Consider the following 18,404-nt stretch of genomic DNA (forward strand, 5'->3'; position numbering starts at 1 on the left):
CCCCCCCCCCCGGCAGTCCCACTGACGGCACGAGTAAGCCCTGGCACATAATTGTCGTGGTATCCTCGCGCGAATAAAGTCGTACATTTACGATACATTCGAGAGGCAAAGGAACCGTGCCGGAACAAAGAAAACAGGTCGGCAACACCATTGACGCGTCAGGAAAAAATGCAACCACCGTAGAAAGACTTGAGTCACTTACATTCTTGCGTTTTATTGCAGCGCTCGTGGTGGTTATATTCCATTACGGATCAGACACTTTCTTCTATACGAACTTGCCAACCATACTGAATTGCGGGCCGATCATGGTCACTTTCTTTTTTGTCCTGTCCGGCTTTGTGCTGGCTATATCCAATACAAAAAAGACTATCTCCGCCTCACAGTTTTATGTGAACAGAGTGGCAAGAATCCTGCCAATCTATTTAATCGCTCTGTTGGCTTTCATGGTAATGACAAGAAGCTCTTTCAACGGGACATTCTTGTTGTCTGCCACCCTTATCCAATCGTGGTTCCCGACTAAAGCCACCACCTTGGATTACCCGGGATGGTCCGTTTCAGTAGAAATGTTTTTTTACGCCATTTGCCCACTGCTGCTTTTTCTAAGCAGCGCCAAGAAAAAATCGAGTCTCGGCTTATGGCTTGCCTGCGCCGTACTTCTCTGGATTGCCAGCCAGGTCATACTCAGCTACTACAGTCGTACCAGCCACCATGAAGGCGCCGGCACCCTCTCGCACGCCTTGATTAACTATTTCCCGCCTTCACACCTGTGCAGTTTCGTCCTGGGCTTTACCGCTGGGCTCTTTTTCAAGGCCGGCGTATGGCGCCAGGTAATCGGTGAAAAGACTGCACTTCTTCTCAGCCTTTTGCTATTCGCCATCATTGGCAAAGTCATTGACTACGGCCCCAACATAGACGCTGCAATAGGCGAGCATTTAGCGTATGCGAGCAGCTTCACCGCGATTCTATTCACGCCTGCGATCTATTTATGTGCAATCGCAAATAACCTGCTTAAAAAAATAGCATGTATGCCGGCACTCGTAATACTCGGGGAGTCCAGCTACTCGCTTTACATCCTGCAAGCACCGGCCCATCTTGCTTTTCAGAGAATCCCTTCCCAGTACATTTCTGAGTCCAGCACTGTTAATTTTTCCATCTTCGTCGTGATGCTGGTGTTGCTGTCTATCGCCTCGTACTTCCTGATTGAAAAGACAGTTTCAAAAATTATAAAAACCGCTTACACAAAACGCATTATGCGAGCGCCCACAGAGGCTGAAGTTGCGGTGTAAACATACCCATCAAATCGCAGACAATAAAAAACCCCGTAGACGTTAATCTACGGGGTTTTCAAGAGTGGAGGCCGAGGTCGGAATCGAACCGGCGTAGGTGGATTTGCAATCCACTGCATAACCATTTTGCTACTCGGCCTCAAACGATCAATGCCCTAATCACTGGCACTCACCGCATGCAAACTTGAGTGGGCTAATGAAGCCTGCCTCTACTCTAACTCATTGAATACAATGAAGTTTTTAATGCTTCGTTGCGTTCGATGGGCGCCATTATGTACGTATTTGCCAAAGCGTGCAACCCCTTGATTTCAAAAATATTTCGCAGCGCTTTCAAGGGGTTGCGCACCTGCCCTACTCCTTGATCCGTAGCTGCTGGTATTGCGGGTCGGCCTTGATCTGGGCGTCGGTGAACGGCAGCGGGCTGAGTTTTTTCTCGGAGAAGGCCTGGGTCTGGTCCTTGGCATGTTTGGAAGCTGGGTCGCTGGACAGGGAGAACGCCAGCAAGCCTTGGGCCTGGGGGCCGTTGTCGTCGAAGGTAACGATTTGCAGGTAGCTGCTGCCGCTGACCACTTCGCGTTTGCCGTCGGCGCGCGGGACGGTTTGCATGGCGTTGTAGATGCCCAGGGCCTGCGGGCCGCCGTGGATCGGGGTTTGGCCGCTGACCTGGATATCGCCCCAACGGCTGTTGGCGGTCAGGCCCAACTTATTGACATCCGCCACCGAAGCAAGCATCGCCTCGCGCAGGGCCGTGGCGACTGGTTCACGGTCGATAGCCAGGCCGCGTGGCGTGGTCAGCGGTTGCGCCGGGTCGAAGGCCACGCGCCAGGCGTCGGGAATCTGCTGCAGGTGCTCCATCAGGTTGATGAAGTGCACCAGGCCCAGGCCGCTGTCGAGGTTGGCGCGTTGGTCCCAGGTTTTCAGGCTGGTGCACAGCGGTTGCAGCGCCGCCGCGTCGGCGCCCAGGTGTTTGGCGCAGAACGTCAGCAGGTCTGGCATGACGAGCCCTGCGAGGTACACCTCGTTGTCCATCACCATATGTTGCAGGTCGGTGACGCTGATCGGCTTGCTTTCCAGGGATTGCAGGCGTTGCACGGCGAAGCGTGCACGGGGGCCCAGGCCGATGTGGTCCTGGCTGATCACCGGCGAGAAACCGGTCAGCGGCGCCTTGGGGTTGGCCAGCCACGCCGAGTCGTTGGAATGCTGCACATAGTCGCTGCGTTCCAGCTGCGGCAGCTGGTCGGCGGCGAAGATGCCGGCCTGGGCCGTGCGCGGGTCGATGTCCCAGGCGCAGGCGCTGTGGGCGCCGTCGAGCACGATCAGTTGCAGCCCGGCGCGCGGGTCGCTGCATTGCGCGAGCTTGGCCTGGCTGACGTTCGGCACCACCGACAGGTTCATGTACAGGCTCTGGCCCTGGTCGTCGGCGGCCAGGGTGTTGACCCATGGGATGCCTTGCAGGGCATGCACCGAGGTTTGCAGTTCCTTGAGGCTGGCGGCGCGGTTCATGGCGTACCACTGCTGCAACACGCGGTCGTTGCCGAGGTTGGCGTCACGCAGGCTGAAGGCGTAGTGATTGTCCCAGTCCAGTTTGCCGGGCCATTGCACCACTGGGCCGAATTGGGAGCTGTAGAGCGTCTGGGACACGGCCTTGAGGCTGCCGTCGGGCTGTTTGGCCTGGACGGTTACCGTGGTTTTGTCCAGCGGGAGGGATTTGCCGTCCAGCAGGTAGCGCGTGGAATCCTTGGGGTCCAGGGTCAGGCGATACAAGGTGAAATGCTTGGACGTATCGACCGTATGGGTCCAGGCCACATGTTGGTTGAAGCCGATGTTGATCACCGGCAAGCCCGGCAGTGCCGCACCCATCACATCCAACTGGCCGGGAATGGTCAGGTGCATCTCATAAAAGCGCATGCCACCGACCCACGGGAAATGCGGGTTGGCCAACAACATGCCACGGCCGTTGAACGAGCGGTCACGCCCTACCGCCACCGCGTTGCTGCCACGGTCCAGGGCAAAGCGCTGTTGATTGGCCGCTGCCACCTCGAAGCGCCGGGCGCTGGCCTGTACACCAGCAGTAACGCCGGGCGGCGTTGCACCCGCCAGCGCTTCGGCGAATTGACCTACACCGCCTTCGACGAGCAAGCGGCGCGTCAGCTTGACCACGTCCCCGGGCGTGATCGACCGCACCCACGCCCCTTGGCACTGTGCCGGCGTGCCGTGGTCTTTCAGATAACGGTTGAAACCCGCCACGTAGCCTTCCACGCGCTGCTGGATCTGCGGCGTTTGCGCGTTCCAGAAGGTCGCGACCGCCTGGGGCGTATTCAACCAGGTGAAAAACACGTCACTGGCCAGGTTGTTGCGCTCTTCCAGCGTGGCCTGCTCGGGGCCAAAGAAGCGTGAACGCTCGCCACTCACCGTCACCACTTCGTTGGCCAGCAGGCACATATTGTCCTGGGCATACGCATAGCCGATGCCGTAGCCCAGGCCACGCTCATCGTTGGCGCGGATATGGGGCACGCCAAATCCGGTGCGCTGGATCTGCGCCGACGCCAGCGTTACCGGCTCCCGTGCCGATGCGCCCAGGCTCAACCCCAGCAACACACCCGCCACACATACCCTGGACAACCCGTTGGAAATAATCACGCCGACTCCACAGTCAAATTGAACACCCTCGCAAGGGGTAGCTACCCCACCGTAAGGACGCAATTGACCGGGAACAATTTAGGCAGGCAAAGGCGTTATCGCCGTGACAAAACCGATACTGACGAAATTTACACATCTAAAACTTCATGATTTCGGCTGCTCGTTCGTCTTATTAACTAAGAGCGCTCATTTTCCTGATCAGGCTCTGATAAGGAGTTTTATTGCATGTACAACTCGCAACTGCCCACGGATGGACATTCACCCGCCGCCGAGGCCGCGTTTGGCAACGGCGGCCACGCCTTTGGCAAGGCGCCGGAACAGCAAGGCAACCAACGGATTCGCCATTTGCTCAAGTATTTTGGCCTGCGCACCAGCCTGATCCGGCTGAAGGTCATCGACGCCCTGCTCACCGCTGCCGACAACCAGCGCACCCTCGGGGTACGCGGCGTGCACAGCCATTTGCTGGAGCTGGGCATTCCGTTGTCGTTTCTCAGCGTGCGTGAAGTGCTCAAGCGCCTGTGCAGCGAGGGCGTGATCACCCTCAATGCCGATAAAAGCTACAGCCTCCATGCGGAGGCTGCCAAAGTACTCGAAGGCCGCGCCTGACTCAGAGGTTGGGCTTGACCTTGCGACGCATGATGCCGTTGATCACCACCACGATCACGGCGACGGAAATCGCGATGTACTGGAAGGTTTTCTCGCTGATGGCCCCGATGTTCTGCAGGTACGACAGGCCAAACATCGTCGCCAGTACCGTGAGGGCGATCAGAATCGAATATTTCAAACGTTGCTTTTGAGTCATGACGGTTCCTGAATCTTGAGAATGTAGCCACTGTGTATCGCCAAACAGGCCGCGCGCATGCCCATTGGGGGGGATGAGCCGGGTTCGGCAGCGTCTCATGTTACAGGCGATGACACGCTTTGGCTTGTCTGAAGCCTGAATGCCTCTGGTGGTTGACGACTTGCCATCATGGCTCCGGTCATCCCACATCGGGATACCGACTTGGTTTCTCACGCTTCGGGAAGGAACCACTGACACTGATTCCTGCACCCAAACTGAGCGCACAACGCTCCAGCGTTGTTTTTCCTACGCGCCAGGTGCACTTCAGTGAGATGAATAATGACAACGCCTCTCAGCCACCAACCGCCCCTTCCCCACCTACCTCCAGCGCCGCTCCTGACAGAAGCGCTGCAAAAAAACACGGAGCCTGCGTCCACCGCAGAAACGTCGGAACCCGATACCCGCCAGGCGCTGAACACCGCCTTGGCCGACCATCGCGACCTGCAGACCTTGGCAAAGGTGCTCGCGACCACCGTTGCGGCACTGCCCGAGAACGCAGAACCATCCGCCGTGAGCACGGCGCTGCAAGAAAATCGAATGCCTGTCGACCCCACCTCGTCATTCCAGCGTGACCAGAGGTTTCTGCAACAGACCGCCAGTCTTGAAGCGTTCATCAAGGACCGGGATTTCACAGTGCCACTTACCGTCGCCGACCTGAAAGAGCTGGCCGAGACTGTGGCGGAGGACGCAATCAGCCACCCGCTGGGGAATTTCGCCGGGGCCTTGTCATGGCCCGTCCCCCTGAGCGTTGACGACCAACGCGAGGTATTCAATGTCGTGGCGTGCAACAGCGCCGGCCTGGAAGGCTTGCCCCTGGAAAAGCCCCAGTGGGGCGCGCTGGACTACCTGGTCGGCGCGCTCAAGCTGTCGGCCTCCGACTTGCAGGACCCGATCAACGCCCTGGAAAAACTCCTCGACTCGCCCCAGGCGCAGGCGCTGGGGGCGGCGATCCAGCGCAAGGTCAAGGGCATCGCCACCAGCAGCAGCGTCAACGACTACGTGTTGACGGCGATCCACCTGGGGCTCGACCCCGACACCATTGAGCAACCTATCCGCAACCATGTCGCCGGTTTTGATCTGGCCAGCGATGCCTACTGGGGCAAGCCACCCTCCGCAGTCGTCAGCGCCCTGGCGAGCCATCTGATTGCCCGTGGCAGGACATCCAAGGAAACCGCCGAACTGGCCGCCCACCTGCTGCTGGCGCGGGTTGCGCCACAGTTTCTGCTCAAAGATATACCCGCCGGAGTCGATGTCGGGACCACCGCGTGGGCGAATCTGTGCCTGGCAGTCGCCAGGATCGAGGCCGAGGAGCCTGGCAAGGCCGCCATGATGAGTTTTGCACAGGTCATGCAACTGGCAGACGGCAAACCGCCGGCCAGCGGGTCGGCACAAAAAGGTGTCCTGATCGACTGGGCCATTGCCAATCAGGTTCTGGACAAACGCGCCGATGGGTTTTACCCCGACCAGCAGATCGAGACCGCCCGTAACGCGTTCAACAAGCAGCAAAGTGCGTTGAAGGCGGCGTCGGAGCTGCTCGAAAAACCCATGCCGGATCGAAAGGCAATGGCCTTGGCCTTGTTGAAAAAGCACTTCGGTGAGGGCGTTGATTTCGAGCACAAAGGCTTACGCATCAACTATGGGCCTGAGACCAAAGGCAACCGCTTCAGCGACCCTTACTCGATGCTGGACATCACCATGCAAGGGCTGAAACTCGACGAAGACTGGCACGTCATGCCAGGCAGCAAAATCGACCTCAAAGCCTTTGCTGCGCTGACCCGCAGCGCTGAGTTCAATGTGCCTCGCGCATTCGACGAGGCATTCACCCAGGTCACGCGACACTACAAGGACATCAAGCAAAATCTGGTGATGAACGCCATCACCCATTTGCCTGCCGAAGACAGACACCGACTCAACTACGGTGAGCTCAAGTTCTTCAAGGAAAACACTTACAGGCGGTCCGCCTTTCCGTTCGTCCCGGACAGCCTGTTCCATTCGAGCAAGACGATCCTGGTGCAAGCCGAGTACGAAGGAAAGAAATACGCTTATGCCTTCGACACCGTGCGAGGCACTGCCCGTGGGGTGTCCACTCGTCCGACGGACCGTCAGCCCCAGGATGCCCCGAACGAGATCATCAAGTTCGACGCGTTTTTCCCCGACGACAACAGCCACGCGCTCAAGGAGAACAGAACGTTTTATCGTCGGCCCAACGTGTTCGACAACCCACGCATCCAGCAAGTGGCGACGACCGTGGTCAAAGGGCTGGAGATCGACGGCGCCGCCGTCAAACGCCTGGCCGCGGGCAGGACGACGGCGGAGCAGCGGGCTGACACGCTTGCGTCAGTGGGCGAGTTTTTGCTCGACCTGATCCCCCTGCGTTCGGCCATCGTCAACTGGCGTGATGGCAAGTATAAAGACGCCGCAACAGACCTGGCGCTGGACATCTTTGGTCTGGTGACCGCAGGCGTGGGTGCTGCGGCAAAAGTCGTAAAAACCGTCGGCAAGGCCGGTTCCGCCCTCACCAAAATGCTACACGGCAGCCGGATCATCGGCGCGGCGGCAATCGGCGCATTCAACCCACTGGACGGTACCGGTGACCTGCTGGTGGGCGCAGGCAAACTCGCCGTCAAAGGCTCCAGCGCACTGGGCGCGTCCGTGCAAAAACTACGGGGAATCGCCACGGCCAGTGACTTGGCTGAAGCAAGCAAACGGTTTGACTCGGCGGCGACAGGGACTTTCAAAGTGGGCAGCCACAGTGTCGAAGGCAGTGCGGTCATGCGCGATGGCCATTGGTATGCCTACGACGCCCATACCCAAGCGCCCTACGGCACGCCCCTCGCGGACTTCAACCCGGAACATACGCTGATGCCGCCGTACCCCCCACAGGGGCCGGTCAAGGTTCAGCACAATGCCCGCGCGCATCCCTACGCGCGGCCCGGTCAACCGTTGCGACAAACCCACGTAAACACAAACACGGCGGCAAACATCGTCAAAACGGATCACCTGGACACTGTCAACGGCGAATACGTCAAGCACATCAAAGGTGCCCCCACCGAAGCCCACTTCACCCCCAGCCGGAAACAGGCGACAAAAGAGCGGTTCGAGAAAGACATGAACGCGTTCTATGAAAAGATGGACCCGATGAACCCGACGAATCGCCCGGAGCTACCGGAAGTTGGGCCCTTCGATGCCGTGCCCGCGGTGATCGAAAAGGCCTTGGACCGGGCAGATGTGGTGATTTTTGGCGAGAACCATCGCAGCCTGGCCTCGTTTCGCACGCTGTACGATAACGTCGATGTGCTCAAGCGCAAAAACGTCAAGGTCATCGGCATTGAAGGCATGGTCTATGACAACCATAAACGGCTCAAGGACGATGGAATGGGCTGGACGGGCAACGGCAATCGACCGGCAGCTGCTGATATCGACTTGAACAAACTGCTCCAGAAACTCAAGGACAACGGCATTGAGGCCGTACCACTGGACCATTGGTATTTGACCCGCCACCGGCACGATCGCGCCGCTTATACCGGGCAAAGCCAGGCGCAGCGCAACCTCGAACGGCTCAAGGAGTTCAACTACTACGCTACGCGCGAGCTCGAGCAGCATAAACACAAGGGCAAGGTGATCGCCTTGGTCGGTAGCCAACACACCAATACGACGCAAGGTGTCACCGGGCTGGCCGAATCAACCGGAGGGATCGGTATTGGCATCTTCGAACGGGCAGGATTGCGCGTGCCCTATGGCACAAAATCCATGGACCCCAAACCGGGGCCAATGGATACCGTGACCGGCCACAATGATCTGACCGGAGACCTGCAGATATTTACCCGCGAAGACCCGTAGCCCTCGCTTCACACAGGCGCTCAAGCCAAACGTCGCAATCTTGCGTTACCGCTTCAACCCCAGGCCTGGAGACGCGCATAACTCCACCAGCCAGTCCACAAACAACCGCACCCGCAGGGACAACTGGCGATGCGGTGGATACAACGCCGTCAGCGCCATGGATGGCACCGCCAATTGCGGCAGCACCTGCACCAGCGTGCCCTCGGCCAATGGCCGCATGGCGTGGTAATACGGCGCCTGGATCAAACCGTACCCCGCCGCACACGCCGCGAAATAGCCATCGGCACTGTTGACCGCGACCCGCTTGGGCAGGTTGATCACACGCAGTTCAGCGCCTAGCTGGAACTCCAGGCCAAAACGTTTGCCGCTGGCACTGGAGATGTACTCGACCATCTGGTGCCGCGCCAGCAATTCGTCAAGGGACGCGGGCATGCCCATGCGCTCAACGTAACCGGGGCTGGCCAGGGTCACCTGCTCCATCATTGCCAGGGGCCGCGCCACCAGCGACTCATCCAGCGCCAGGCCACCGCGCAACACGCAGTCCACGCCCTCGCGGATCAAATCCACCGGGCGGTCATTGAGGCCGATTTCCAGCTCGATCTGCGGGTAACGCGCAGTAAAGTGCGGCAACGCCGGTATCACGATGCAGCGCCCGATGCCCGAGGGCATATCCACGCTCAAGGTGCCACGTGGGTTCTGACGGCTGGTGGAAAATACCGCCTCGGCTTCCTCAAGGTCTGACAGCAAACGCACGCAGCGCTGGTAGTACGCGGCGCCATCCAATGTCGGGCTGACCTGGCGCGTGGTGCGCTGCAACAGCTGCACCCCCAGGTGCGCTTCCAACTGCTTGATCAGCACCGTCACCGACGCGCGCGGCAGTTGCAGGCTGTCGGCGGCCTTGGCGAAGCCGCCCAATTCGACGATCCGGGTAAACACGCGCATCGCATTAAAACGGTCCAAAGGCAGCCTTCCCTGTCGATTATTTAGAAAATGCGAATAGTGATAGTGGTTTTAGCCGGTTTATCCAGGTTTTGTCGAGGCTAACAATAGCCTCCTACCCCACCCAGGAGCTGCACCCATGCACACCCGTCAACTCGGCAACAACGGCCCCCAAGTCTGCGCCATCGGCCTCGGCTGCATGCGCATGACCGATTTCTACACCACCGGCACCAACACCCAGGAGGCCATCGCGACCCTGCACCGCGCCCTGGAGCTGGGGGTCAACTTTCTCGATACCGCCGACATCTACGGCCCACACACCAACGAAAGCCTGATCGGCCAGGCCATCGCCGGCAAGCGTGACCAGGTGTTCCTGGCGAGCAAGTTCGGCATTGTGCGCGACCCGGCCAACCCGGCGCTGCGCGGCGTCAACGGGCGCCCGGAGTACATCCGCGCGGCCATCGACGGCACCTTGCGCCGCCTCGGCGTGGACACTCTCGACCTCTACTACCAACACCGCATCGACCCCGAGGTGGCCATCGAAGAAACCGTCGGCGCCATGGCCGAACTGGTCACCCAGGGCAAGGTGCGTTACCTGGGCCTGAGTGAAGCTTCTGCGGCCACCCTGGAGCGGGCACACAAGGTCCATCCCATCGCCGCCCTGCAAAGCGAATATTCCCTATGGAGCCGCGACCAGGAAGACAACGGCTGCCTCGCGGCGTGCCAGCGCCTCGGCGTTGCCTTTGTGCCGTACAGCCCGCTGGGCCGGGGTTTCCTCACCGGCGCATTGAACAGCCCGGAGGATTTCGCGGCGGACGACTACCGCCGTTTCAGCCCGCGCTTCCAGGGCGAAAACTTTGCGAAAAACTTGCTGCTGGTGAACCAGGTGCAGGCGCTGGCGGCCGACAAAGGTGTATCCGCCGGGCAACTGGCGCTGGCGTGGGTGTTGGCCCAGGGCGATTTCATCATCCCGATCCCCGGGACCAAGCAGCGCAAATACCTGGAAGAAAACGTGAAGGCACTGTCGATCACCCTCGCTCCTGGCGAATTGGCCGCGCTGGAAGCGATCTTCCCGGCGCAGGCAACCGTCGGCCTGCGTTACCCCGAAGCGGTCATGGCGATGCTGGACCTATAAACATCAGGCGCCGGCAAACGGCGCCTCGACTTTCTTGCACGAACGTACCTAAAGCTCCTGACACCCAACCAGCGCACCCTGGGGCGCAGCCAGCACAGCAGGTTCTGGCACCGCGATCTGCAGTTGATCACCACCACGATCAAGTCGACAGAAATCCCGATGTACGGAAAGGTTTTCTCGCTGATGGCCCCTATGTTCTGCACGTAGGACAGGCCAAGTGCAACAGACCCCGTCGCAACATCCAGCGTTAAGCATCTTGCGGCATGCGGGAACCTTCTGCGCGTTACGCCCACAGAATCCGCGAGCCTGACGCGCGAATTCGATAGCGCTGCCAGACCTTTTCCCAAGTTCGACAGAAAGGTTTAATGATGATACTCGCAGCCCTTGGATATTTAGCGGCATCACAACACCGACACACCCTTGGTTCAGAGAACCCTCCCCCGCCCTCACCTTACGACACACCAAAAGACCTGACGCCTGGCGTCGTGAATTTTAAATACCATGTGCGGCAAACCAAAGGCGATATCGAGATTAGCCAAGAACTCTCCTGGGTTCCTGGGCAAAAGCCGTGGATTTTGAAGAACCGAATCGTGGTGAAAACCGGTAATGACGACGACGTCATTCATGTCAGTAACGGGCCAGGGAAGCAGATTCAGATCACCGTAAACGGCAACGTATTCAAGGTTGACACCGAGTCAAAAAAAGGCCCGCAACCGGGGCTATGGATCGATGCGAAGGGGGGCAGCGACAAAGTAACGATCGACCAGGATGTGATGCTTCGTGTCGATGTGGATGGTGGTGACGGCGACGATGATATTCAAGCGGGAGGCGGACGATCCCGCCTGTACGGTCAAGCTGGCAACGACACGCTACGCCTGGGCAGCGGCTTGGGGTATGCAGAAGGCAACGAAGGTGATGACACCCTCATCGGCGGCAGCGGCAACGGCGTCATGTATGGCAACAATGGCAACGACCGTCTTTATGCAGGCGCGGGTGGCAAACATAAGCAAAGTTACCTGGATGGGGGCAATGGCAACGATCAACTCTACGCAGGCAACGGGCATAGTGTCCTGCACGGTGGCAACGGTGATGATGATCTGGTCGGGCATGACCGCACGACATTTTATACCGGTAAAGGCCAGGACCGGATACGAAAAAATCAGGCTCATGACCGCATTTACGCCAAGATCAACGATCAATTTAACCGTAACGTGGGTTCGTCATTTACCCCCGTTTCAACCAGCAACGCGGGCGAGCGGGGGTTTACGGTAACCGGTGATGAAGACTTCAAGCAACGCGTGGCCGATGATTTTGAGTTCATGCGCAGTTCGCCCAATGGTCAGAAGGTCCTCGCTGAGATGGATGCGCTCGCTGACACCAATGGCGGCAAGGTCGTCATTGAGCCCATCGGGTTTGGCGGCACCGATTACGTGTTTGGCAGTAAGGCCTTGGATGCTCTGAGAGCCGGGGGTGAAGGAAAGATTGATGGGTCGACCTATGGTCGAATCACCGATGGCGTAGCCGGGTCTCGCGCTGACCGCGGCCGCATTCGCTACGATGCGCCGTCGATCATCGAGGAAGAGAACGGAAATACGATAGTCCCCATGACGGGGCTCTACCATGAAATGGCCCACGCCTGGAATGGCGCAAAGGGCACCTTCCTGGGCGGGAGCAGCAAAGCCGACGATCCGTCCGTCAAGGACGACTCAGGCAGCGAAGACTCGACGTACAACTTTGAGTACCAGGTTATCGGCATACCCAACAGCGCAACGCCTTTTGACCTCGATGATGACCCCTCTACCCCGCCCACGACGGTCAACCCGAAACACTTAACAGAAAACGCGCTGAATGAAGAAATGGGCAAGCCACTACGCAAAGCCCACCGGCTTACCCCCAGCCGGCAGGGTAACGGCCAGTAACGCGAAAAGTCAGCGCCGCTACCCTCACACGACGACACCATCATAAGCAGAAGGCGCCGGCAAACGGCGCCTCGACTTTCTTGCACGACCGTACCTAAAGCTCCTGACACCCAAGCCGATAGCCCTACGAAGCTCCCACAAAGCCGCGTGAATAATAAACGCTTCGTAAGGACGACCTCCATGCCTGCACTGCGCTCCATCCAAGCCCGCTACACCCTGTTTCTGGTGCTGTTCGTCCTGGTGTTATTTGTCTTGACCGTCGTCGGCATTGGCCAGTTGGTCGCGCCCAAGCTGCAGCACACCGAAGAACAGGTGGTGCTCAACCGCGTCAGCGAAGTGGCCGAACAGATCCAGGGCGAACTGAACAAGGTTCAGGCCCAGCAACGTACCATCACCCAAACCGTTCCCCTGCTCGACAGCGATGCCATCGACAAGGTCCTGCCGGGCCTGGTGGATCAGTATGGCGAGCTGAAAGTCTTCGGCGGCGGCATCTGGCCGTTGCCCAACCAGCGCACCCCGGGGCGCAACAAACACAGCACGTTCTGGCACCGCGATGCCTCGGGCAAGCTGGCGGTCAACACCTTCTGGAACAGCGACCCCGCGCCGAACTACTACGACCAGAGCTGGTACAAAGGCGGCCTCGCCTCGCCGCGCGGCCAATGCGCCTGGGCTGCCGCGTATAAAGACGACGCCAGCCAGGAGCCGCGCACCAACTGCGCCATGGCCATCCAGCGTGACGGCGCCGCGTATGGCGTGGCGACCATCGACGTGACCCTGGGGTTCTTCAATGACCTGGTGGCCAGCAAGGAAAAAGACATCGGCGGGCAAATGCTCATCGTCGAAGCTGACGGCAAGATCATCAGCAACAGTTCACGCATCAGCGGCCCGGTGGTATTGAAGAACATCAGCGAACTGACCGGCACCTCGGCCTTTGCCGCCCAGGTCGGCAAAGCCCTGGCCCAGCGCAATCAGGGGTTGCAGCGCAGCGAGTTCGACAACGGCGGCGTCGCCAACACCTTCTATATGCGCCCGATCGAAGGCACGCCGTGGTTCCTCGCCACCGCCCTGCCCACGTCGCTGATCACCGCCCAGCGCAATGACGTGCTGGGCAGCCTGGCCCTGCTGCAAATTCCCATGGTGTTGTTGCTGGTGCTGTTGCAGGTCTACGCGATCCGCCAACTGGTGCAGCGCATGAAGTCGCTCAAGAGCAACATCGACGCGCTGTCTGCCGGCGACGCCGACCTCACGCGCCGCATCACCATCCGTGCCGAGGACGAACTGGGGGCCATCGGCCATTCGGTGAACCGCTTTATCGTCTACCTGCAAAACATGATCGGCGAAGTGACCCAGGCCACCGCCGCCATGTCGTCGGGCCTTGCGCAGTTGCAACAGACCTCGGCGCAGACCAACCAGATCCTGGTACGCCACGCCTCGGAGACCGACCAGACCGTCACCGCCATCACCGAAATGAGCTCCACCGCCGACACCGTCGCGCAGAACGCCGCCGAAACCGCGGCGTTTACCCAGCGCGCCAACGAGCACGCCGACCGTTCGCGGGTGGTGGTGGGCGAAGCGTCCAACAGCGTCAGTGCCTTGATCGGTGAAGTGTCCAGCGCCACCCACAGCGTGGAAAACATGCGCCAGGACGCCGCCCGCATCACCGAAACCCTCGGCGTGATCGGCGCGATTGCCGGCCAGACCAACCTGCTGGCGCTCAACGCCGCCATCGAAGCGGCACGGGCCGGCGAACAGGGCCGGGGCTTTGCCGTGGTCGCGGACGAAGTGCGCGCACTGGCGGCGCGCACCCAGGCCAGCACCTCGCAGATCAACGAGATGCTCGCGCGCCTGACCAGCGGGGTGAGCACGTCGGTGGCGGCCATGGAAAATACCCAGGCCAGTTGCCAGTCGGCGGCCGATGCGACGGCGCGGGTCAATACCGGCCTGGATGAAATGGCCGGTTCGGTCAGCCATATCAACAACCTCAGCACACAGATCGCCACCGCGGCCGAGCAACAAAGCGCGGTCACCGAGGAGATCAACCGCAGCATGGTGCACATCCGCCATATGGTCGAAGAATTGGTGCAAAGCGGGCACGCCACCGAAACCAATACCCAAAGCCTGCTGGACGCCAATGGCCGGGTGATTGCCCTGATGAGTCGCTTCAAAGTCCGTTGATCAATTGCTCGCGTACTCCCGTGCAAAGCGCGGGAGTCGGACTATTCTGACAGTTCCCAGTGCTAAGAACGCCACACAGGAGGTGTGCAATGCGCGCTGTCGAGCAGTCGGTCCGCTTGGAGCGGATCAGTCAGGAACGCTTTATCCAGGCCCCCATCGAGGCCGTCTACGACTACGTCACCCAGCCAGATCGCTGGCACGAATGGCACCCCACCTCCCTCAGTGCCGACACCGGCACCCTCGGTTCCCTCCCCGTCGGCGCACGCTTTACCGAGTACATCGACCTGCTGGGCGTACGCGTGCCCATGAGCTACCGCGTGCAAATCGCCCGGCGCCCCAGCGAGTTCAAGACCGTGTTCACCTCCCTGGCCGTTGACGGCTCGATTCACTACTTCTTGCAGCCCCACCGCGACGGCACCCTGTTCAAGCGCGTGCTGATCTATGAAACCGAATTGCAATTGGCCACCTTGCAGGAGCGCATGCTCGAACTGTCGGCGATTGCCCTGGACCAGCTCAAGCACCGGCTGGAAAACCCACCCTTTGTATAATTTAGAAACATTACCGCCACAGCTCCCCACCGTGGGAGCTGGCTTGCCTGCGATGACGTCGTCATGATCGCCACCGACCATCACTGAGCGAGCCCCTCATGAAAACCCCATTGCGCCTGGCCCTGCTATCCGCCCTGTTCACCTCCACCCTGGCCCAGGCCGCCGACCTGATTCCCATCGACGTGCACCGCGACGCCAATTGCGGTTGCTGCAAAAAATGGATCAGCCACCTGGAAAGCAACGGCTTCAAGGTCAATGACCATGTCGAAGCCGACATGAGCGCCGTCAAGCAACGCCTCGGCGTCGCCCCGCGCCTGGGTTCGTGCCATACCGCCGTGATCGACGGCAAGTTTGTCGAAGGCCACGTGCCCGCCGAGCAAGTGCTGGCCCTGCGCAAGCGCGACGATTTGCTGGGCCTTGCCGCGCCAGGCATGCCGATGGGTTCGCCGGGCATGGAGGTGGACGGCCGCAGCGAGGCCTATCAAGTCATCGGCCTGACCCGTGAAGGTAAAGATGTGGTGGTGGCTGACTACCCGGCGCAATGATCGCCGGCTATCTGGGGCTGTTCCTCGCGGCGTTTGGCGCCGCGACCCTTTTGCCGTTGCAATCGGAAGCCGTGCTGGTGGGCCTGCTGCTCAGCGGGCACTACAGCCTGTGGCTGTTGCTGGGGGTTGCCACCCTGGGCAATGTCCTCGGTTCGCTGGTCAACTGGTGGCTGGGGCGCTGGGTCGAACACTTCAAGGGGCGGCGCTGGTTTCCGGTCAGCGACCGGCAGTTGGACAAGGCGCGCCGCCATTACCAGCGCTGGGGGCATTGGACCTTGCTGCTCAGTTGGCTGCCGATCATCGGCGACCCGCTGACCCTGGTGGCCGGGGTGATGCGCGAACCGTTGTGGCGCTTTCTCTTGCTGGTGACCGTTGCCAAGAGCCTGCGCTATGCCGTGCTCGCCGCCGTAACGCTGCACTGGGTGTTAATCCCCACTTAATCGTCTCCAAACAGCATCCGGGCATCCTTTCCGGAGCCCTGCCAATGCCTTGTTTGCGCGCTTTTTGCATCGCTACCCTACTGACGGCGGGCACTGCCCCAGTGTTCGCCGCGTCCTACGGCCCCGAGCTAGAAGGCTTTCAATACCCTTACCCCGTGGAGCATTTCGCCTTCCAATCCCAAGGCAGACATCTGCAGATGGGCTACATGGACGTCCCCGCCAAAGGCCGCGCCAACGGTCGCAGCGTGGTGCTGATGCACGGCAAGAACTTCTGCGGCGCCACCTGGGAAGACTCGATCAAAGCCCTCAGCGAGGCCGGTTACCGCGTCATTGCCCCTGACCAGATCGGCTTCTGCACCTCCAGCAAACCCGAGCATTACCAGTACAGCTTTCAGCAGCTGGCGCTCAACACCCACCAACTGCTGGAAAAGCTCGGCATTCAAAAGGCCACGATCATCGGCCACTCCACCGGCGGCATGCTCGCTACCCGTTACGCGCTGCTCTATCCGGCACAGACCGAACAACTTGGCCTCGTCAACCCCATCGGCCTGGAGGACTGGAAAGCCCTGGGCGTGCCCTATCGCAGCGTTGACCAGTGGTACCAACGCGAACTGAAACTCAGCGCCGACAGCATTCGCCAGTACGAATTGAATACCTACTACGTCGGTCGCTGGAAACCTGAATACGAACGCTGGGTGGACATGCTCGCTGGCCTCAACGGCGGTCCCGGCCACGCCCAGGTCGCATGGAATTCGGCGCTGATATACGACATGATCTTCACCCAGCCGGTGGTCTACGAGTTCAAGCACTTGCAGATGCCTACCCTGCTGCTGATCGGTACGTCTGACACCACCGCCATCGGCAGCGATATCGCGCCGCCAGCAGTGAAGTCCCGCCTGGGTCACTATGATGTCCTGGGCAAGCAGGCGGCGACGCTGATTCCCCATGCAACCCTGGTGGAATTCCAGGGCCTGGGCCATGCTCCGCAAATGGAAGAACCCGCCCGGTTTCACAAAGCGCTGTTGCAGGGTTTGAACAGCCTTTAACCCACCTTTTGCGAGGCACACGTGAATGTCGGTACAGATCGCAGTTATTGATGATTGGCAGCAGGTCGCCCGTGACGTGGTGGATTGGTCGTCGCTTGAAGGCGTGGGCCAGGTGCATTTTCTGCATGACTACCCGGCGGATACCGCCACGATGATCGAGCGTTTGCAGGGCTTCGACGTGATTTGCGTGATGCGCGAACGCTCCACCTTCGACCAGGCCCTGCTGCAGGGCCTGCCCCGGCTCAAGCTGCTGGTGACCGGCGGCATGCGCAACGCCGCCATCGACATTCCTGCCGCCAAGGCCCTGGGCATCCAGGTGTGCGGCACCGATAGCTATAAACACGCAGCACCGGAATTGACCTGGGCGCTGATCATGGCCAGCACCCGCAACCTGCTGGCCGAAGCCCACTCGCTGCGCGCGGGCGGCTGGCAAGTTGGGCTGGGCGGCGACCTGCATGGCAAGACCTTAGGGATTCTCGGACTGGGCAGCATCGGCCAGAAAGTCGCGCAATTTGCCCAGGTATTCGGCATGCGCGTGATTGCCTGGAGCGAAAACCTCACGCCCGAGCGCGCGGCGCAAGCCGGCGTCACCTGGGTCAGCAAACAACAGCTGTTCGAACAGGCGGACATCCTCACCGTGCACCTGGTACTCAGCGAGCGCAGCCGTGGCCTGGTGGATGCGCAGGCGCTGGGCTGGATGAAACCGGGCGCGCGCCTGGTCAACACCGCACGCGGGCCGATCGTCGATGAACAGGCGCTGATCCACGCCCTGGAAAGTGGCCGGCTGGCCGGCGCCGCACTGGATGTGTTCGCCGACGAACCGCTGCCGCTGGATCACCCGTTCCGCCGCTTGCCCAACGTGCTGGCCACGCCCCATGTGGGCTATGTGAGCGAAGAGAACTACCGGCAGTTCTATGGGCAGATGATCGAAGACATCCAGGCCTGGGCCAGCGGCGCGCCCATTCGCGTGCTTGGCTGACGCACCATTTTGAGGCGTATGCACCTATGTGGCGAGGGAGCTTGCTCCCGCTGGAGTGCGCAGCGCTCCCA

Annotated in this window: 13 protein-coding genes, 1 tRNA gene and 2 pseudogenes; 12 read left to right on the top strand and 4 right to left on the bottom strand. The window is 60.2% G+C overall.

Features of this window, described 5'->3' with window-relative positions; all coding sequences use genetic code 11:
* Positions 1 to 116 precede the first annotated feature (116 nt).
* A complete protein-coding gene (locus B348_RS1000000130470) occupies positions 117 to 1,286 on the top strand; it encodes an acyltransferase (protein ID WP_017735712.1) in 1,170 nt (389 codons plus the stop codon).
* 65 nt (positions 1,287 to 1,351) lie between these two features.
* On the opposite strand, the gene B348_RS0108550 is transcribed toward B348_RS1000000130470, so the two are convergent.
* Together B348_RS0108550 and B348_RS0108555 are read right to left on the bottom strand one after the other, a co-directional pair.
* A tRNA-Cys gene (locus tag B348_RS0108550) sits at positions 1,352 to 1,425 on the bottom strand.
* Between the two features lie 212 nt (positions 1,426 to 1,637).
* Positions 1,638 to 3,926: an acylase gene (locus B348_RS0108555; RefSeq protein ID WP_026136661.1), complete on the bottom strand. Its 2,289-nt coding sequence runs from the start codon at positions 3,924 to 3,926 to the stop codon at positions 1,638 to 1,640.
* 225 nt (positions 3,927 to 4,151) lie between these two features.
* Between B348_RS0108555 and B348_RS0108560 the strand changes: the two genes are divergently transcribed.
* Entirely contained in the window at positions 4,152 to 4,532 is a 381-nt protein-coding gene (locus B348_RS0108560; RefSeq protein WP_017735714.1) for a fe2+ zn2+ uptake regulation protein, read from the top strand.
* Between the two features lies 1 nt (position 4,533).
* Here B348_RS0108560 and B348_RS0108565 read toward each other — a convergent pair whose 3' ends face one another.
* Positions 4,534 to 4,728: a hypothetical protein gene (locus B348_RS0108565; RefSeq protein WP_017735715.1), complete on the bottom strand. Its 195-nt coding sequence runs from the start codon at positions 4,726 to 4,728 to the stop codon at positions 4,534 to 4,536.
* 318 nt (positions 4,729 to 5,046) lie between these two features.
* Between B348_RS0108565 and B348_RS0108570 the strand changes: the two genes are divergently transcribed.
* Complete coding sequence (locus tag B348_RS0108570) at positions 5,047 to 8,607, top strand: membrane-targeted effector domain-containing toxin (RefSeq protein WP_157356488.1); 3,561 nt, start codon at positions 5,047 to 5,049, stop codon at positions 8,605 to 8,607.
* A gap of 45 nt (positions 8,608 to 8,652) precedes the next feature.
* Here B348_RS0108570 and B348_RS0108575 read toward each other — a convergent pair whose 3' ends face one another.
* Complete coding sequence (locus B348_RS0108575; protein ID WP_026136663.1) at positions 8,653 to 9,567, bottom strand: LysR family transcriptional regulator; 915 nt, start codon at positions 9,565 to 9,567, stop codon at positions 8,653 to 8,655.
* Between the two features lie 118 nt (positions 9,568 to 9,685).
* On the opposite strand from B348_RS0108575, the gene B348_RS0108580 reads away from it, so the two are divergent.
* The 9 genes and pseudogenes from B348_RS0108580 to B348_RS0108615 all read left to right on the top strand — a co-directional run bounded on the left by B348_RS0108580 (position 9,686) and on the right by B348_RS0108615 (position 18,333).
* Positions 9,686 to 10,681, top strand: a complete 996-nt coding sequence (locus B348_RS0108580; RefSeq protein ID WP_017735718.1) for an aldo/keto reductase — start codon at positions 9,686 to 9,688, stop codon at positions 10,679 to 10,681.
* A 485-nt stretch (positions 10,682 to 11,166) separates the two neighbouring features.
* A complete protein-coding gene (locus B348_RS01000000129850; RefSeq protein WP_256204223.1) occupies positions 11,167 to 12,600 on the top strand; it encodes a M91 family zinc metallopeptidase in 1,434 nt (477 codons plus the stop codon).
* A 180-nt stretch (positions 12,601 to 12,780) separates the two neighbouring features.
* Positions 12,781 to 13,914 (top strand): annotated as a pseudogene (locus tag B348_RS1000000132185) (cache and HAMP domain-containing protein); the annotation flags it as partial.
* Positions 13,915 to 14,256: 342 nt separating this feature from the next.
* Positions 14,257 to 14,775: pseudogene (locus B348_RS1000000132190) on the top strand (methyl-accepting chemotaxis protein); the annotation flags it as partial.
* Positions 14,776 to 14,864: 89 nt separating this feature from the next.
* Positions 14,865 to 15,323: an SRPBCC family protein gene (locus tag B348_RS0108595; RefSeq protein ID WP_017735721.1), complete on the top strand. Its 459-nt coding sequence runs from the start codon at positions 14,865 to 14,867 to the stop codon at positions 15,321 to 15,323.
* 98 nt (positions 15,324 to 15,421) lie between these two features.
* Entirely contained in the window at positions 15,422 to 15,868 is a 447-nt protein-coding gene (locus tag B348_RS0108600) for a DUF411 domain-containing protein (protein ID WP_017735722.1), read from the top strand.
* Positions 15,865 to 16,308 (top strand): YqaA family protein, encoded by a 444-nt coding sequence (locus tag B348_RS0108605; protein WP_017735723.1) that lies wholly within the window; start codon positions 15,865 to 15,867, stop codon positions 16,306 to 16,308. Before B348_RS0108600 ends, B348_RS0108605 begins: the two co-directional genes overlap by 4 nt.
* Positions 16,309 to 16,352: 44 nt before the next feature.
* A complete protein-coding gene (locus B348_RS0108610; protein WP_026136664.1) occupies positions 16,353 to 17,354 on the top strand; it encodes an alpha/beta fold hydrolase in 1,002 nt (333 codons plus the stop codon).
* Between the two features lie 25 nt (positions 17,355 to 17,379).
* Entirely contained in the window at positions 17,380 to 18,333 is a 954-nt protein-coding gene (locus B348_RS0108615) for a D-2-hydroxyacid dehydrogenase family protein (protein ID WP_017735725.1), read from the top strand.
* Positions 18,334 to 18,404 lie beyond the last annotated feature (71 nt).

The organism is Pseudomonas sp. CBZ-4, from assembly GCF_000346755.1.
Lineage (GTDB): Bacteria > Pseudomonadota > Gammaproteobacteria > Pseudomonadales > Pseudomonadaceae > Aquipseudomonas.

What these genes read in the sequence shown, in the direction of transcription:
- B348_RS0108580 (WP_017735718.1), top strand. Translation starts at nt 9,686, where the DNA reads ATGCACACCCGTCAACTCGGCAACAACGGCCCCCAAGTCTGCGCCATC.
- B348_RS0108595 (WP_017735721.1), top strand. Translation starts at nt 14,865, where the DNA reads ATGCGCGCTGTCGAGCAGTCGGTCCGCTTGGAGCGGATCAGTCAGGAA.
- B348_RS0108615 (WP_017735725.1), top strand. Translation starts at nt 17,380, where the DNA reads ATGTCGGTACAGATCGCAGTTATTGATGATTGGCAGCAGGTCGCCCGT.
- B348_RS0108605 (WP_017735723.1), top strand. Translation starts at nt 15,865, where the DNA reads ATGATCGCCGGCTATCTGGGGCTGTTCCTCGCGGCGTTTGGCGCCGCG.
- B348_RS0108570 (WP_157356488.1), top strand. Translation starts at nt 5,047, where the DNA reads ATGACAACGCCTCTCAGCCACCAACCGCCCCTTCCCCACCTACCTCCA.
- B348_RS0108565 (WP_017735715.1), bottom strand. Translation starts at nt 4,728, where the DNA reads ATGACTCAAAAGCAACGTTTGAAATATTCGATTCTGATCGCCCTCACG.
- B348_RS0108560 (WP_017735714.1), top strand. Translation starts at nt 4,152, where the DNA reads ATGTACAACTCGCAACTGCCCACGGATGGACATTCACCCGCCGCCGAG.
- B348_RS0108600 (WP_017735722.1), top strand. Translation starts at nt 15,422, where the DNA reads ATGAAAACCCCATTGCGCCTGGCCCTGCTATCCGCCCTGTTCACCTCC.
- B348_RS0108610 (WP_026136664.1), top strand. Translation starts at nt 16,353, where the DNA reads ATGCCTTGTTTGCGCGCTTTTTGCATCGCTACCCTACTGACGGCGGGC.